The 15,821-nt window shown below is 69.4% G+C and carries 16 protein-coding genes; 12 read left to right on the plus strand and 4 right to left on the minus strand.

Translation table 11 applies throughout. From position 1 onward, the window contains the following. Positions 1-129 precede the first annotated feature (129 nt). The 4 genes from ACWEWT_RS14625 (at position 130) to ACWEWT_RS14640 (ending at position 5,029) form a co-directional block, all read left to right on the plus strand. Entirely contained in the window at positions 130-699 is a 570-nt protein-coding gene (locus ACWEWT_RS14625; RefSeq protein WP_452559115.1) for a GNAT family N-acetyltransferase, read from the plus strand. 146 nt (positions 700-845) lie between these two features. Continuing rightward, positions 846-1,538 (plus strand): hypothetical protein, encoded by a 693-nt coding sequence (locus ACWEWT_RS14630; RefSeq protein ID WP_452559116.1) that lies wholly within the window; start codon positions 846-848, stop codon positions 1,536-1,538. A 117-nt stretch (positions 1,539-1,655) separates the two neighbouring features. Continuing rightward, positions 1,656-4,457 (plus strand): phosphoenolpyruvate carboxylase, encoded by a 2,802-nt coding sequence (gene ppc, locus ACWEWT_RS14635; protein ID WP_452559117.1) that lies wholly within the window; start codon positions 1,656-1,658, stop codon positions 4,455-4,457. Between the two features lie 80 nt (positions 4,458-4,537). Beyond that, positions 4,538-5,029: a pyridoxamine 5'-phosphate oxidase family protein gene (locus ACWEWT_RS14640; RefSeq protein WP_452559118.1), complete on the plus strand. Its 492-nt coding sequence runs from the start codon at positions 4,538-4,540 to the stop codon at positions 5,027-5,029. Between the two features lie 28 nt (positions 5,030-5,057). On the opposite strand, the gene ACWEWT_RS14645 is transcribed toward ACWEWT_RS14640, so the two are convergent. Both ACWEWT_RS14645 and ACWEWT_RS14650 read right to left on the minus strand, forming a co-directional pair. Continuing rightward, entirely contained in the window at positions 5,058-5,381 is a 324-nt protein-coding gene (locus ACWEWT_RS14645; RefSeq protein ID WP_452559119.1) for an AzlD domain-containing protein, read from the minus strand. Beyond that, positions 5,378-6,070, minus strand: a complete 693-nt coding sequence (locus tag ACWEWT_RS14650; protein WP_452559121.1) for an AzlC family ABC transporter permease — start codon at positions 6,068-6,070, stop codon at positions 5,378-5,380. Before ACWEWT_RS14650 ends, ACWEWT_RS14645 begins: the two co-directional genes overlap by 4 nt. On the opposite strand from ACWEWT_RS14650, the gene ACWEWT_RS14655 reads away from it, so the two are divergent. Beyond that, complete coding sequence (locus tag ACWEWT_RS14655) at positions 6,069-6,698, plus strand: helix-turn-helix domain-containing protein (protein ID WP_452559122.1); 630 nt, start codon at positions 6,069-6,071, stop codon at positions 6,696-6,698. The genes ACWEWT_RS14650 and ACWEWT_RS14655 overlap by 2 nt on opposite strands. A gap of 27 nt (positions 6,699-6,725) precedes the next feature. On the opposite strand, the gene ACWEWT_RS14660 is transcribed toward ACWEWT_RS14655, so the two are convergent. Further along, positions 6,726-7,526, minus strand: a complete 801-nt coding sequence (locus tag ACWEWT_RS14660) for a crotonase/enoyl-CoA hydratase family protein (RefSeq protein ID WP_452559185.1) — start codon at positions 7,524-7,526, stop codon at positions 6,726-6,728. Positions 7,527-7,889: 363 nt separating this feature from the next. Here ACWEWT_RS14660 and ACWEWT_RS14665 point away from each other — a divergent pair, with 363 nt between their 5' ends. From ACWEWT_RS14665 to ACWEWT_RS14695, 7 genes are read left to right on the plus strand one after another with little or no spacing between them, the layout of a single operon-like run. Continuing rightward, entirely contained in the window at positions 7,890-8,195 is a 306-nt protein-coding gene (locus tag ACWEWT_RS14665) for a hypothetical protein (protein ID WP_452559124.1), read from the plus strand. A 31-nt stretch (positions 8,196-8,226) separates the two neighbouring features. Further along, positions 8,227-9,297, plus strand: coding sequence for an N-acetyl-gamma-glutamyl-phosphate reductase (gene argC, locus ACWEWT_RS14670; protein WP_452559125.1), 1,071 nt, complete (start codon positions 8,227-8,229; stop codon positions 9,295-9,297). Next, positions 9,294-10,505, plus strand: coding sequence for a bifunctional glutamate N-acetyltransferase/amino-acid acetyltransferase ArgJ (gene argJ, locus ACWEWT_RS14675; RefSeq protein WP_452559126.1), 1,212 nt, complete (start codon positions 9,294-9,296; stop codon positions 10,503-10,505). Before argC ends, argJ begins: the two co-directional genes overlap by 4 nt. Next, entirely contained in the window at positions 10,502-11,416 is a 915-nt protein-coding gene (gene argB / locus ACWEWT_RS14680) for an acetylglutamate kinase (protein WP_452559128.1), read from the plus strand. Before argJ ends, argB begins: the two co-directional genes overlap by 4 nt. Beyond that, complete coding sequence (locus ACWEWT_RS14685) at positions 11,413-12,612, plus strand: acetylornithine transaminase (RefSeq protein ID WP_452559129.1); 1,200 nt, start codon at positions 11,413-11,415, stop codon at positions 12,610-12,612. The genes argB and ACWEWT_RS14685 overlap by 4 nt, the downstream gene beginning before the upstream one ends. Beyond that, entirely contained in the window at positions 12,609-13,574 is a 966-nt protein-coding gene (gene argF, locus ACWEWT_RS14690; protein ID WP_452559131.1) for an ornithine carbamoyltransferase, read from the plus strand. Before ACWEWT_RS14685 ends, argF begins: the two co-directional genes overlap by 4 nt. Further along, positions 13,571-14,080 (plus strand): arginine repressor, encoded by a 510-nt coding sequence (locus ACWEWT_RS14695; protein ID WP_452559132.1) that lies wholly within the window; start codon positions 13,571-13,573, stop codon positions 14,078-14,080. Before argF ends, ACWEWT_RS14695 begins: the two co-directional genes overlap by 4 nt. Positions 14,081-14,128: 48 nt before the next feature. Here the strand turns inward: ACWEWT_RS14695 and ACWEWT_RS14700 are convergent, their stop codons facing one another. Next, positions 14,129-15,607 carry a protein kinase domain-containing protein gene (locus ACWEWT_RS14700; RefSeq protein WP_452559133.1) on the minus strand — a complete coding sequence of 493 codons (1,479 nt, stop codon included), beginning with the start codon at positions 15,605-15,607 and terminating at the stop codon, positions 14,129-14,131. Positions 15,608-15,821 lie beyond the last annotated feature (214 nt).

Here is a 15,821-nt window from a genome sequence, read left to right on the forward strand (position 1 = left end):
AGTGTCCAGAGTTCGACGACACGCGACCGGAACCGGTGTGCCGACCCTGTCCGATTCGTTAACCTCGGCATCACCATCCGGAGTGGCCGAGTGGTGTGGCAACGGCCGAGGGTGATGGAGGTACCAGCAGTGGGTACACCGCTCGCGATCGATATGCGGGGCCGCGGACCGCGGCTGTATCACGTGCACCAGGACCATCCGCTGGCCGTCGCGTTGCTGGCGGAACTCGCTATCGACTACAGCATCCGGTACGGCGCTACCGCGGGCGCGATCCACCGCCGGTTCCGGGACAGTCCGGCCGCCGATTTCGCGGCTCCCGACGGTGATCTGCTGGTGCTGGTGGACCACAGTGGCCCGGTCGCCGGGGGTGCTTTCCGTCGTGCCGATGCCACAACCGCCGAGTTGAAACGCGTATGGACCGCGCGCGAGCACCGCCGCTGCGGGCTGGCGACCCGGGTGCTCGCCGAATTGGAGGCGGAGATGGTCCGGCTCGGGTACGTGCGGGTGGCCGCGGCTACCGGCGATCGCCAACCCGAGGCCCGGGCGCTCTACGCGGCGGCGGGGTTCGCCGAGGTGGCTTCCGGTGCCACCCGGCGCTTCCGGTTCGAGAAGGTGCTGGGTGCCGGTGCGCGGCCGTTCGGTGCGCCGGCGTCCGGCACAGCCGTGGAGATGCGGGCACACCGGCGCCGGTACCGCTGAGCTCGGGGCGGCCACCGGTCCGGATCTCCGGCCCGGGGGACCATCCCGGGCGGAGTCCGGGATCACGCGGTGACGACCACGGTCGTGGTCTCCGATATCGGTAACGTGATCGCCGGGCGTGGTGACCGCGTCCGGAAAGGACGCCTGTGCTCGCCTCCGTTCTGTTCGCGGTGCTCGCCGCCGGACAACTGGCACTTTCCGGCCGGTGTCTACTGCTGATCCGGTGGACCGGCGACAGGTTGCCGATCGTGCCCGCGATGGTGTGCGTGGCGCTGGCCTACGACAACGCGGTGCTCGCGGCGGGGCGCTGGGCCGGGGCGGGCCCGGCCCTGGAGACCTGGTCGGTACCTCGTTTCGTGGCGCATCTCGTACTCACACCACTGCTGATGCCGTGGGCGCGGGCCGCCGCGGACCGGGCCGGGGTCGGCTGGGTGCGGGCCCGCTGGGTGCGGGCCGGGGTCTGGGTACTGACCGCGGCGGTGCTCGCGATGGGTGTGTTCGGGGAACTGACCGGGCTCACACTGGAGCCGCGGGAATGGGCGGGCACCGTCCGCTACACGACCGCGCACGCGTCGGTCGCCGGTGTGCTGTCACCGGTCGTGACCGTGCTGGTGGTCCTCGTGGCGGCGATCGCGGTATGGCGGGTCCGGGGCTATCGGCTGTGGACGGTGACCACCGTGATCATGACGGCGGTGTCGGCCGCGATGCCGCCCATGTTGCTCACCAACTGTGCCGAACTGGTGTTCACCGTCGGCGTCGTCGCGACCGCCGGATGGCTGGTGCAGGGGCGCCGGGCGGGCATGCCCGCGGCCGAAGAGGATTCCGAGCTGCTGAATTGAGGAAGGGGTCACACCTGTGCCGGTAGCCCGGGCTCGCGGGGTCCGGCACATCCGGTTCGCCCGGGGCGTGTGCGTCGTCACAGCTACCGGCGCGGTGGCCGTCCATACTGTCTGATCATGGGCGATGCGCAGACCGCTGCAGGAAACGACGCGACCCTTCCGCTCCGTGAGGACATCCGGTTCCTCGGTGGCGTGCTCGGTGACACGATCCGCGACCACGAGGGCCCTGAGGTTTTCGACCTCGTCGAGCAGGTGCGGGTGGAAGCGTTCCGGGTGCGGCGCGAGGAGGTGGAGCGCAGCGCCGTCGGTGAAATGCTGGCCGGGGTCGATATCACGGTCGCACTACCGCTGATCCGGGCGTTCAGCTATTTCGTGCTGCTGGCCAACCTCGCCGAGGATATCCAGCGCGACCGCCGCCGCGCCGCGCACGAGGCGGCGGGGGAGGCGCCGCAGGACTCCTCCCTCGCGGCCACCTACCGGAAACTGGACGCCGCGGCCGTACCGGGAGAGCGGGTGGCGGAATTGCTGTCCGACGCGCTGGTGTCGCCGGTGATCACGGCACATCCGACCGAGACCCGGCGCCGGACGGTATTCGACACGCAGAGCCGTATCACCGAACTGATGCGGCAGCGGCTGCGTGCCCCGGAGTCCGAACGGGCGGCGCTGGAGATCGAGATCCGGCGGCAGGTGCTCACCCTCTGGCGCACCGCCCTGATCCGGCTGTCCAGGCTGCGTATCCAGGACGAGATCGCTGTCGGGCTCCGGTACTACGAACTCACCCTGCTCGATGTCATCCCCGAGATCAACGCCGGTGTGCGCGCGGCCCTGGGATCACGCTGGCCGGAGCAGCGGCTGCTGCCGAAACCCGTGCTGCGACCCGGTTCGTGGATCGGCGGCGACCGGGACGGGAACCCATATGTGACGGCGGCGGTGGTGCGGACGGCCGCTGCTCAGGCCGCAGGGGTGGCGTTCGGGCGCTATCTGCGCGATCTGGTGCGACTGGAGAAAACCCTGGCCCTGTCGGCGCGGCTGGTCCCGGTGACTCCGGCGCTGCAGGCACTCGCCGAGCGCGGCTACCCGGATCCGCGAACCTACGCTGACGAACCGTATCGACGGGCCCTGTACGGGATCCGGGTCCGGCTCACCGCGACGGCGCGACAGGCCGTGGCCACGCTGGATCCCGATGCGGCGGGCCCCTGGGAGTTCGAGTCCCACGGTGCGGGCGACTCCGCCGGTGTCACCGGGTATCCGACACCCCAGGACCTGCTCGACGATCTCGACGCGGTGGACGCCTCGCTGCGGGCCGGTGGCGACGCGCTGCTGGCCGACGACGCGCTCGCCACCCTGCGCTATTCGGTGGAGACCTTCGGATTCCACCTCCAGGGCCTGGATATGCGCCAGAATTCCGAAACCCACGAGCAGGTCGTCACCGAACTGCTGGCCTGGGCAGGCGTGCACCCGGACTATCCGAGCCTGCCCGAGTCCGAACGGGTGGAACTGCTCACCCGGGAACTGCGCACCCGCCGGCCACTGCTGAGTCCGCGCGCGCGGCTCAGCGAACAGTCGGACAAGGAGCTGGGCATCGTGCGCGCGGCCGCCGCTGTGGTGGCCGCGCTCGGTCCGGACGCGGTACCCAACTACATCATCTCCATGTGCACCTCGGTCAGCGATCTGCTCGAAGCGGCGTTGCTGCTGAAAGAGGGTGGGCTGCTGGATCCGGGCGGTACGGACAGCGGACCCTCCTGCCCCGCCGGTATCGTCCCGCTGTTCGAAACCATCGAGGATCTCGCGGCCGGCGCCTCGACCCTGGCCGCGGCCCTGCGGGTTCCCGAGTACCGGGAGCTGGTGGCCGCCCGCGGTATGCGGCAGGAGGTGATGCTCGGCTACTCCGATTCGAACAAGGACGGCGGCTATCTGGCCGCGAACTGGGCGCTGTACCGCGCCGAACTGGATCTGGTCGAACTGGCGCGCGAACACGGTATCCGGCTACGCCTGTTCCACGGTCGCGGCGGTACCGTCGGCCGCGGTGGGGGACGCAGTTACGACGCGATTCTCGCCCAGCCCGCGGGCGCGGTGCGCGGTTCGCTACGACTGACCGAACAGGGCGAGGTCATCGCGGCGAAATACGCCGAACGCGGGTCGGCGCATCGCAATCTCGAATCGCTCATCGCGGGCACCCTCGAATCGACGCTGCTCGATGTCGAGGGTCTGGGCGCCGATGCCGAACCCTCCTACGCGCTCATGGACGAACTGGCCGGCCGGGCGCGCGCCGCCTATGCCCAGCTGGTCCACGAGACGCCCGGTTTCGTGGAGTACTTCCGGCAGTCGACTCCGGTCGCCGAGGTGGGCGATCTCAATATCGGCAGCCGGCCCGCGTCGCGTAAACCCACCAATTCGGTCTCCGATCTGCGGGCCATCCCGTGGGTGATGTCGTGGAGTCAGGCCCGGGTGATGCTGCCGGGCTGGTACGGCACGGGTACCGCGCTCGAGGAGTGGATCGACGGCGACCCGGAGCGGCTGGCCCGGCTCGCCGATCTGTACCGCCGCTGGCCGTTCTTCCGGACCGTGCTGTCGAATCTCGCGCAGGTGATGGCCAAGAGCGATCTCGATATCGCCGCCCGGTACGCCGAACTGGTCGACGATGCCGAGCTGCGGAAACGTATTTTCACGATGATCGAGCGGGAGCACGCCCGGACGGTGGCCGTCCACGCCGCCATCACCGGTAACGACCATCTACTCGCCGACAACCCCTCGCTGGCGGAATCCATCCGCAACCGGTTCCCGTACCTGGAACCGCTGAACCAGCTGCAGGTCGAACTGCTGCGCAGGCTACGTGCGGGAGATGATTCGGAACTGGTCAAACGCGGCATCCTGCTGACCATGAACGGATTGGCCACGGCATTGCGCAACTCCGGGTGAGGCCCGATCTCGCGTGCCCCGGGTCTCGATCCGGCTCGTCCTGACCTGCGCATGCGGTGGGAGGTCGTACCGTCGCCTGTATGACGACATGGAGTGAGTTCACCGCCGAGGCGCCGCGGATCAGCGAGATATTCCGTCGTCGCCACACCGCGACCAGCAATCTGTGCATGCTCGCCACCCTGCGTTCGGACGGGTTTCCCCGGATCAGCCCGGTGGAACCGCTGATCTTCGAAGAGAAACTGGTGATCGTCGGAATGCCGGGCACCACCAAATTCCGGGATCTGGTCCGTGATCCCCGCTTCTGCCTGCACACCGCGACCGAGGACACGATGGTGGCCGAGGGCGACGCGAAACTCTTCGGCGTGGTGGTCGACGATCCGGATACCGCATTGCACGCGCGGTTCGCCGAGTACCTCTACGAGGACAGCGGCCTGGATCTGCGGAACCAGCCGTTCGACCATTTCTTCGTCGCCGACCTGACCTCGGCCTCGTCGGTGGAGGTCGACGACGATCTGCTGAAGGTCACCATCTGGAAACCGGGTGAGGGGGAGCGGGTGGTCGAGAAACAGTAGGCCGGTGGTGTGTTCGCGCGCGGGGTGGTCAGGGCACACCCGACAGGCGCAGGACGCCGGTCGCGGTGGCCGCGGCCCCGAGTACCAGCGGTAGGGGCGCCCGGTACCGGTGGAGCACACCGGCCAGCAGGACTCCGGCCGGGCGGGCGATTCCGGCCGAGCCGCCTTCCTCGGTCAGGCCGGTGGTGACCACCAGGGCCGCCAGCACGACGACAGAAGCGTTCTCCAGCAGCTCCGCGGCTCGGTCGGATACGGTGATCCGCGATCCCAGCGCGGGTCCGGCGAGCCGGAAGGCGAAGGTGCCGACCGCCAGGACCAGGGCGGCGGCGACCAGGTATCCGAGATCGTTCACCGACGCTCCCGTCGCGGAATCGTGAAAATCGCGCCGAGGCCGGCCAGCAGGATCGGCAGGCCGGGCGGAAGTACGGGGGTGGTCAGCAGTGCGAGTCCTGCCCCGGCGAGGGCGCCGCGCCGGAGTCGCGGCGTATTCAGCGCGGGCGCGATGAGGGTGAGCAGTACCGCCGGGAATACGGCGTCCACTCCGAACGCACCGGGATCGGGGACCGCGGTGCCGAGCAGGCTGCCCAGCAGGGTTCCGGCGGGCCAGGCCGCGAGGATGCCGAATCCGCAGGCCAGGTAGGCGGCCCGGCGGTGCCCGGCCGAGCGTTGCGCCAGTGCCACGGCGACGGTTTCGTCATTGAGCAGGTGGGCACGGCGGACCCGCCGCCATCCGGTGCCGAGGACCTCGGGGACCCCGAGCCCGTAACCGATATGGCGGGCGTTGATCAGCAGGCCCGCGAGCAGCGCGGTGAGCGGGCTGCCACCGGCGGCGACGATTCCGAGGAACAGGAATTCCGAGCCGGCGGCCAGGACGAGCACACCCAGTACGACCGGAAACCACACGGGTAGTCCGGCCGCGGTGGCCGTGGCGCCGTAGGACAGGCCGGCGACGGCTACCGCGACGCAGAGGACGCGGATCAGTGATCGGGTCGGCCGATCGACCGTTCGCCAGAACGAACACATGGCTACCATAGTGAACATGGACACGACCGTTCGTCAAACCGAACAGAATGACGATGAATCGAACAACGCTCGGACGGTGCGCGCCGGGGCAGCTGTGGAACGGACTCCGCAGCAGGTGATCGCCACCGCGCTGCGGCGCGAGCGTGCACGGGCGGAGCTCTCCCTGACCGAGGTCGCCCGGCGCGCCGGTATCGCGAAATCGACCCTCTCGCAGCTCGAATCGGGAACCGGAAACCCCAGCCTGGAAACTCTGTGGGCGCTGTGTCTCGCGCTGGAGGTGCCCTTCTCCCAACTGCTGGACCCACCGCGGACGCCGACGCGGGTGATCCGGGCCGCGGAGGGTCCGGCGGTGTACGCCGCCGAAGCCGACTACCGGGCCACGCTGCTGGCGGTGAGCCCGACCGGTGTCCGCCGCGATATCTACCGCGTCGCCGCCGAGCCCGGGCGCCGGCGTTCCTCCCAGCCGCATCCGCCCGGCACGGTCGAGCACGTACTGCTCGGCGCGGGCCGCGCGCTGGTCGGAGCCGCCGACGACCCGGTGGAACTGGAGCCCGGCGATTACCTCGCCTACCCGGCCGATATCGCCCATATCTTCGAAGCGCTCGTCCCGGGCACGGTGGCCACGCTGATCTCCGAGTACATCTGAGGTGCCGCCGGGGCGGCGGCGTTCGGATCAGTTTCCGGTGAAACGGGGTGCGCGCCGCTCCAGCATCGCCGCGACCGCCTCATCGTGATCACTCGTGTGATGGGTGATCGCCTGCATCGCGGCGGAGAGTTCCAGGAGAGTTTCCAGGCTCTGCTGCTGACCCTCGCGCAACAGGCGTTTGGTCATCCGCAGCGCATGCGGTGGATTGACCGCGATCTCCGTGGCGAGTCGATGGGCGCTCTCCAGCAGCCGATCGGGTTCGACCACTTCGTTGACCATGCCCCAGTCGAGCGCGGTGGCGGCGTCCACCGCGGCTCCGGTGAACGCCATCTGGTTGGCGCGAGCCATACCGACCGCGCGCGGTAGCAACCAGGCGCCGCCGTCGCCGGGAATCAGCCCCAGGCGGACGAAGCTCTCGGCGAAGGTGGCCGTGGTCGCGGCGATCCGCATATCGCACATGAGTGCCAGATCGCAGCCGGCGCCGATCGCCGGTCCGTTCACCGCGGCGATGGTGGGGATCTCGCAGTGGTAGAGCGCCTTGGGGATGCGCTGGATACCGTGCCGGTAGCCCTGGCGCAGCGCGGCCGGGTCGCCACCGAACATCCCGGCCGTGTCCCGCATATGTTTGATATTGCCGCCGGCGCTGAACGCCGTACCCGCCCCGGTGAGGATGGCGACGCGGACCGAATGGTCGCGGTCGGCGTCGCGGATCGCGTTCTCCAGTGCGTCGATCGTCGCCTCGTCGGAGATCGGATTGCGCTGGTCGGGATTGTCGATGGTCCAGACGACGACGTCGCCGGTGCGCTCCACGCGCACGGGTGCGGTCACGGTTGCTCCTCGGGCCACTGTGCTGGGGTCACCGGAAACAATGCCCGATCGGCTCGGGCAGGGCGAATACGCGCCACGCTTCGCCGTTGCCGCGGAGGTCCCGGCCGGGTCGGCGGGCTTCGTCGCGGTCGTACCGGGTTCCGCGGCGCCCTGCGGGCCGGCCGGTCCGTTCCGGCGGTTGCGTTCCTGTGCGAATCGGGCGGTGAGGCCCACGAGGTTGCGTGTTCGCGATTCCAGTCGCGCCATCGACTCGGTGAGCTCGGTATCGGATGCGGCGGTGAGATCGCCGGAGAGCAGTGTGTCGACCGCCTGTTCCAGGGCGCCGATCCGGTCTCGGAGACTGCGATTCGAACACATGTTCTAATGCTAGCCGATCTGGGTGGCGGCTCCGCGTACGTGGTGGCGGTCGCCGAACTCCGGCACCCGCCGTCCTGGGTCGACGATCTGGTGCGTACGGCTGTCCGGGCGATTCTGGAGGGAATCTTCATGGCCGACCATGAGTGGCGCATCGGCCCACCGTCGGCCGGCGGCTTCTTCGAACAGCTCGATGCCGACCTGTTCGCCCCAACCGCCGGTATCGGGTGGTCCCGGGCGGGATTTGTCGGGCGCGGTTATCCGGTGTGGTGTCGAGGGGAGGCCCTCGTGGAAGTGACGCCGACCGGTCTGTGAATGAGCTTGCATGGTCGTGCATAATCATCACATGGCTGATCTCACGGATATGCCCGACCGGAACGGACCCCTGCGCGTGGCCGTCGCCGGTGCCAGTGGTTACGCGGGCGGGGAAGTGCTGCGTCTGTTGCTGGGCCATCCGGAGTACCGAGCCGGGCGCCTCGAGATCGGGGCGCTGACCGCCGGTAACAACGCGGGTACGGCCCTGGGCGCGCTGCAACCGCAGCTGCTGCCGCTGGCGGACCGGATCCTGGCCCCCACCACGGCCGAGGAGCTGGCCGGGCACGACATCATCTTTCTCGGCCTACCGCACGGACAGTCGGCGGCGCTGGCGGCCGAACTGCCGGCGACCACACTGATCATCGACTGCGGTGCGGATTTCCGGCTCACCGATCCGGCCGCCTGGGACCGGTACTACGGCGGCCCGCACGCGGGCAGCTGGCCCTACGGGCTGCCGGAGCTGCCCGGTGCGCGGGACGCACTGCGGGGCGCCACCCGGATCGCGGTTCCGGGCTGCTATCCGACGGTCAGCAGTCTGGCCCTGGCCCCCGCGATCGCGGCGGGCATCGTCGAACCGGCGGTCAATATCGTTGCGGTCAGCGGTACCTCCGGCGCGGGCCGCAAACTCGATGTGAGTCTGCTCGGTTCCGAGGTCATGGGTTCCGCGCGGGCCTACGGAGTGGCCGGTGCGCACCGGCACACACCCGAGATCGCGCAGAACCTGTCGGCGGTCGCGGGTGCGCCGGTCCGGGTCTCGTTCACCCCGGTGCTCGCCCCGATGCCGCGCGGGATTCTCGCCACCTGCACCGCACCGGTGCGGGTGGACGCGGCCGAGGCGCGCGCCGTCTACGAGAAGGCCTACGCGGACGAGCCCTTCGTACATCTGCTGCCCGAGGGCGTGCTGCCCCAGACCGGCGCCGTGCTGGGTGCCAACTCCGTCACGCTGCAGGTCGCCGTCGATACCGACGCCGGGCTGCTGGTGGTGATCGGCGCCGTCGACAATCTGACCAAGGGCACCGCCGGGGGCGCCGTGCAGTCCATGAACCTCGCGCTCGGCCTCGACGAGACCGCCGGGCTGTCCACCGTAGGAGTGGCACCGTGACCACCGACAAGAACGGAAACCTCGTGCACAACCAGGGCGTCACTGCGCCGCTCGGCTTCCGGGCCGCCGGAATCGCCGCGGGGATCAAGGCCAAGGGCGGCCCCGATCTCGCGCTCGTCTTCAACGAGGGCCCCGACTACGCCGCGACGGGTGTTTTCACGAGCAACAAGGTGAAGGCCGCGCCGGTGCTGTGGTCACAGCAGGTGCTGAAATCCGGGCGGCTGCGGGCGGTGATCCTGAATTCCGGGGGCGCCAACGCCTGCACCGGTCCGCTGGGTTTCCAGGACACCCATCGCACCGCCGAGGAATTGGCCACGGCGCTGAGCAACTGGGGAACCGAAACCGGCGCCGGGGAGATCGCGGTCTGTTCCACCGGGCTGATCGGTGACCGGCTGCCGATGGACAAACTGCTGCCCGCCGTCACCGAGATCGTGCACGAGATGGGCGGCGGGATGTCCGGGGGCACCGATGCCGCGCACGCCATCATGACCACCGATACGGTGCCGAAAGAGGCATCGCTGCACCATCCGGACAAATGGAATGTCGGCGGTATGGCGAAGGGGGCGGGCATGATGGCGCCCTCGCTGGCGACCATGCTGGTCGTGCTGACCACCGATGCCGTCGCGAGCGCCGAACAGCTCGACACCGCGCTGCGGCGGGCCACGAAACTCACCTTCGACCGGCTGGATGTGGACGGCTCGATGTCGACCAACGATACGGTCCTACTGCTGGCCAACGGCGCCAGTGAGGTCGCGCCGAGCCAGGAGGAACTGGATGCGGCCGTACTCGCGGTCTGCGACGATCTGGCCGGTCAGCTGATGGCCGATGCCGAAGGGGTCACCAAGCGTGTCCTGGTGACCGTCGAAGGGGCGCGCAGCGAGGCGGACGCCCTCACCGCGGCCCGGATCGTCGCCCGGGACAGCCTGGTGAAAACCGCCATGTTCGGTTCCGACCCGAACTGGGGCCGGGTGCTGGCCGCGGTCGGTACCGCGCCCATCGACCTGGACCCGGACCTGATCTCGGTATCGTTCAACGGCTTTCCGGTCTGCGTCGACGGTACGGGCGCGCCGGGCGCACGTGAGGTCGACCTGTCCGGGGTCGATATCCAGGTGGTCGTCGACCTGCGGCTCGGCGACGGCACCGCCACGGTCCGCACCACCGATCTGTCCCACGGCTACGTCGAAGAGAACTCGGCCTACAGCTCATGACCGAAGCGCTGCACGAACTGTCCGCACTGGACAAAGCACATATTCTCGCGGGTGCCCTGCCCTGGTTGCAGAAATTCCGGGACAAGGTGGTGGTCGTCAAATACGGCGGCAACGCCATGATCGACGACGGGCTCAAAAGGGCGTTCGCGGCCGATATGGCCTTCCTGCGCACGGTCGGCGTGCACCCGGTGGTGGTGCACGGGGGTGGCCCGCAGATCTCGGCCATGCTGGCGCGCCTCGGTATGTCCGGCGAGTTCCGCGGCGGATTCCGGGTCACCACACCGGAAGTCATGGATGTGGTGCGGATGGTGCTTTTCGGTCAGGTCGGCCGGGAACTGGTCGGGTTGATCAACGCGCACGGCCCGTACGCCGTCGGGATCTCCGGTGAGGACGCCCGGCTGTTCACCGCGACCCGCCGCACCGTCTTCGTCGACGGGGCGGCCACCGATATCGGACTGGTCGGCGATGTCACCGACGTCCACCCCGATTCGGTGCTCGATCTCATCCGCGCGGGCCGGATCCCGGTGGTCTCCACCATCGCCCCCGACGCCGACGGTGTGGTGCACAACATCAACGCCGATACCGCGGCCGCCGCGCTCGCCGAAGGTATCGGCGCCGAGAAACTGGTGGTACTCACCGACGTCGAGGGCCTGTACACGGATTGGCCCGATCGCTCGTCGCTGACCAGCGTGATCGATACCGACGCGCTGGCCGAGCTGCTGCCTTCGCTGGATTCGGGGATGGTGCCCAAAATGGAGGCATGTCTGCGTGCCGTCCGGGGCGGAGTATCGGGTGCGCACGTCATCGACGGTCGCGTACCCCATTCGGTACTGCTCGAACTTTTCACCGGGGAGGGTATCGGGACCATGGTCACACTGCCGGCGGACGAGGAAAACGGAGTCAGAGCATGAACACTGCGGAACTGCGGCAACGTTGGTCGAACGTGATGATGCGCAACTACGCCACCCCGGAGGTCGTGCTGACCAGGGGGACCGGCGCGGTGGTGTACGACGCGGACGGCAACCGCTATATCGATTTCGTGGGCGGTATCGCGGTCAACAGTCTCGGCCACGCGCATCAGGCGATCCTGAGCGCGGTCATGGACCAGCTCGGTACGCTCGGTCACGTCTCGAATCTGTACGGTAGCGAACCGGCGATCGAGCTGGCCGAACGGCTGCTCGGGCATTTCGGTGACGGTGACGGGCGGGCGTTCTTCTGCAACTCCGGTACCGAGGCCAACGAGGCCGCGTTCAAAATGGCCCGGCTCACCGGCCGGCGCAAGATCATCGCCTGTGACGAGGCGTTCCACGGCCGCACCATGGGCGCGCTCGCGCTCACCGGCCAGCCGTCCAAGCGCGCGCCGTTCGAACCGATGCCGCCCGGGGTGGTGCACATCCCCTACGGCGATACCAAGATCCTCGAACGCGCGGTCGATGCAGATACCGCCGCGGTCTTCCTGGAGCCGATGCTCGGCGAGAGCGGTGTCGTGGTGCCGCCGATGGACTACCTGGTCCGGGCGCGCGAGATCACCGCTCGCGCGGGTGCCCTGCTGATCCTGGACGAGGTGCAGACCGGTATCGGCCGCACCGGCAAGATGTTCGCCCACCAATCCTTCGGGATCACCCCCGATGTCATCACCCTCGCCAAGGGGCTGGGTGCCGGTCTGCCGATCGGCGCGGTGCTGGCGACCGGACCGGCGGCGGACCTGTTCACACCCGGCCTGCACGGCACCACATTCGGTGGTAATCCGGTCTGCGCGGCCGCGGCGCTGGCCGTCCTGAGCACCCTCGAGGAGGAGGGCCTGCTCGAGCACGTCGAATCGGTGGGTAAACGGCTCAGCGACGGGATCGCGGTGCTGGAGCATCCGCTGATCGCGGATGTGCGCGGAGCCGGACTGCTGATCGGGATCGGTCTCACCGATTCGGTGGCCCCGCAGGTCGAGGCCCGGGCACGGGCCGCGGGCTACCTGGTGAACCCCGCCAAACCCGATGTGATCCGGTTGGCGCCGCCGCTGGTGCTCACAGAAACGCAGGCCGACAATCTGGTTCTGGATCTGCCGGGGATCCTCGACGACGTCCTGGCCGAAACGAAAGGATCCCGCGGATGACCGCCTCTCTACCCTCGGCCGCCGCTGTCCGCCATTTCCTGCGCGACGACGATCTGACCCCCGCCGAACAGGCCGAGGTGCTGGCCCTGGCGGCCGAACTCAAGAAGAGCCCGTTCGCGCACCGGCCCCTGGAAGGGCCCCGGGGCGTCGGCGTCATCTTCGACAAGAACTCAACCCGTACCCGGTTCTCGTTCGAAGTGGGTATCGCCCAGCTCGGCGGGCACGCCGTGGTGGTGGACGGGCAGACGACCCAGCTGGGCCGCGACGAGACCCTCGCCGATACCGGCCGGGTGCTGTCGCGCTACGTCGAGGCCGTCGTCTGGCGGACCTTCGGCCAGGAGCGGCTGGAGGAGATGGCCGCCACCGCCACGGTGCCGGTGGTGAACGCGTTGTCCGACGAATTCCACCCGTGCCAGGTGTTGGCCGATCTGCTCACCATCACCGAGCACAAGGGCGGGTTGCGCGGACTGCGGCTGGCCTACTTCGGTGACGGCGCCAACAATATGTCCCATTCGCTGCTGCTCGGTGGCGTCACCGCCGGACTGCACGTCCGGATCGCCGCGCCCGCGGGTTTCCTCCCGGCGCCGGCCGTGCTCGAGGCCGCCGAGGCCCGGGCCGCCGAAACCGGCGGCAGCATCGTCGTCACCGAGGATCCGGTGGTCGCGGCCGACGGCGCCGATGTGCTGGTCACCGATACCTGGACCTCCATGGGCCAGGAGAGTGACGGCCTGGACCGGGTCGGCCCGTTCCGGCCGTACCAGGTGAACACCGAACTGCTGGCCCGGGCCGGTGCCGACGCGATCGTGCTGCACTGCCTGCCCGCGCACCGCGGCGAGGAGATCACCGACGAGGTACTGGACGGGGCGCAGAGCGTGGTCTGGGACGAGGCGGAGAACCGGCTGCACGCGCAGAAGGCGCTACTGGTGTGGCTGCTGGCACGCGAGGATGCGCGGCGACGATGAGCGAGACCCGGATACATCCGGCGGGCCCGATCACCGCCGCCACCCGTGCCGGCCGGCAGTCGCGGATCATCGCGCTGCTGGCCGCGCATCCGGTGCGCAGTCAGACCGAACTCGCCACCCTGCTCGCCGCGGAGGGAATCGAGACCACCCAGGCGACGCTGTCCCGCGATCTGGACGAATTGGGTGCGGTGAAACTACGCGCCGCCGACGGCGGCGCGGGCGTGTACGTGGTGCCCGAGGACGGCAGTCCGGTGCGCGGGGTCACCGGGGGCACCGGCCGGCTGGCGAAACTGCTCGGTGATCTGCTGGTCTCCACCGATTCCAGTGGGAACATCGCGGTGCTGCGGACACCGCCGGGTGCCGCGCATTTCCTGGCCAGCGCACTGGATCGGGCGTCGCTGCCCTACATAGTCGGCACGATCGCCGGTGACGACACCATCGCGGTGATCGCGCGGGAACCCCTCACCGGCGCCGAATTGGCGGCGAAGATCGAAGATCTGGCCTGACCCGGGCGCGCGGCGGCCACCGATCCGGTGCGGTCCGGATCAGGTGATTCAGTACCTGGGCCCACCGGCCCGCACGGAAGTGCGGTACGCCAGCCAGCGTCCGGTGGTGCGGGACGCGGCGCAGACCAGCGCGACCGCCGACAGCACCAGCAGCGGAAATACGAGCGCCAGCGCGGCGAATTCACGCGAGTAGACCGCCACCCCGGACCCCGTGATCGCCAGCAGGACGCCGATCACGGCGCTGACGAGCGTCAGCGCGCGACCCGACCGTCTGCCCGCCAGCAACAGCGCGCCCGCGCTGACCCACAGCAGGGTGAACACTCCGATGAACAGGAGCGCGAGCACCGAGTAGACGAGATCCGCGCGGCCGCCGGGCGCGGCATCCCGGATCGTCCCGATCGTTTCGACCGCACCGACACAGAAGACGAACAGCGGGCCGACAGCGACGAGCAGGGTCGCGACACCCGCGGTGACGGCGGTGCCACGTGACGGCCGGGCGGGCGGCTGCGCGGTCCACGACCGGGCTCCCGCCGCGGCGCGTGGATCGCCGACCGGCGGGTGCGGCTCCGGCACGACTCGATGGTGCGCGTGAACCGGTTGTGGCCAGGACATGTGATCCGCCCGCGGCGGCGGAGCGGGCGGTTGCGCGACCGGCGCGGGTGTCGCCGGTGCCGGGACAGGTGCCGCGATATGCCTGCCCTCGAGCGCGTCCCGGATCGCGGTGGTGAAATCGCCGCAGCTGCGGAACCGTTCGTCGCGCTGTTTCGCCATGGCCCGCGCCACCACCGGGTCGATCGCCGCGGGAAGGTCGCGGCGGGTATCGGTGAGCCGCGGCGGCGGTTGCGAGATATGCCCCATCACGACCTGCCCGGGGTTCGTGGAGGCATACGGTGGCCGGCCGGAGAGAACCGTGAACAGGGTGCAGGCGAGTGAGTACTGATCGGATCGGTGATCGACCACCTCGCCGGACAGCTGTTCGGGGGAACCGTAGGCGAGGGTGGCGGTGAACGCGCCGGTGGCCGTGAGTTTCGTATTGGCGTCGGTGAGCCGGGCGATACCGAAATCGGTCAGTACCGCATGCGATTCACGGAGCGATTCGGCATCCGCGATGAGGATATTGGCCGGTTTCACATCGCGGTGCAGTACACCGCGGCTGTGCGCGTAGTCGAGCGCCGCCGCCGTCTCGCCGAGCAACCGGACCGCGGTCGCGGGCGGGTGGTGGCGCGCCTCCCAGGCCGCCGCGTCGGTGCCGCGGATGTACTGCATGGCGATCCACAGATGACCCTCGTCGGTGCCACGGTCGAATACTCCGACGATGCCCGGGTGTTCCAGCCGGGCGACGACATCGGCTTCCAGCTCGAACCGCCGGGTGAGTTCGGTATCGGTGCTCACCTCCCGGTTCAGCAGCTTCAGTGCGACACTGCGCGGCAGTCGTGGATGGCGGGCGAGGTACACCGTCCCCATACCGCCCTGGCCCAGCACCCCTTCGACTCGGTATCCGGCGAAGGTCGCGCCCACCCCCAGCACCGCTGCTCCTTCCACACTCGTCGGAATGCCGTGACGCTACCGCACTTTCCGGCCCGGGGCTCCGGCTGCCGGGCGTCGCCGGAGCCGGTATCCACCTGCCGGGGCCGGGTGTCTGCGGCACAACGCCGGGCGGGGGCCGGACCTGGTTCGGCGGCGGGCAGCACCGCCCCGCTGACAGCTCTCCGCGGATCCGGTGGGGAACGGAAGCGACCGG

Source organism: Nocardia sp. NPDC003963, assembly GCF_053605105.1.

What these genes read in the sequence shown, in the direction of transcription:
- ACWEWT_RS14655 (WP_452559122.1), top strand. Translation starts at nt 6,069, where the DNA reads ATGGACACGACCGTTCGTCAAACCGAACAGAATGACGATGAATCGAAC.
- ACWEWT_RS14695 (WP_452559132.1), top strand. Translation starts at nt 13,571, where the DNA reads ATGAGCGAGACCCGGATACATCCGGCGGGCCCGATCACCGCCGCCACC.
- ACWEWT_RS14650 (WP_452559121.1), bottom strand. Translation starts at nt 6,070, where the DNA reads ATGTTCACTATGGTAGCCATGTGTTCGTTCTGGCGAACGGTCGATCGG.
- argF (WP_452559131.1), top strand. Translation starts at nt 12,609, where the DNA reads ATGACCGCCTCTCTACCCTCGGCCGCCGCTGTCCGCCATTTCCTGCGC.
- ACWEWT_RS14685 (WP_452559129.1), top strand. Translation starts at nt 11,413, where the DNA reads ATGAACACTGCGGAACTGCGGCAACGTTGGTCGAACGTGATGATGCGC.
- argB (WP_452559128.1), top strand. Translation starts at nt 10,502, where the DNA reads ATGACCGAAGCGCTGCACGAACTGTCCGCACTGGACAAAGCACATATT.
- argC (WP_452559125.1), top strand. Translation starts at nt 8,227, where the DNA reads ATGGCTGATCTCACGGATATGCCCGACCGGAACGGACCCCTGCGCGTG.
- ACWEWT_RS14665 (WP_452559124.1), top strand. Translation starts at nt 7,890, where the DNA reads ATGCTAGCCGATCTGGGTGGCGGCTCCGCGTACGTGGTGGCGGTCGCC.
- ppc (WP_452559117.1), top strand. Translation starts at nt 1,656, where the DNA reads ATGGGCGATGCGCAGACCGCTGCAGGAAACGACGCGACCCTTCCGCTC.
- ACWEWT_RS14640 (WP_452559118.1), top strand. Translation starts at nt 4,538, where the DNA reads ATGACGACATGGAGTGAGTTCACCGCCGAGGCGCCGCGGATCAGCGAG.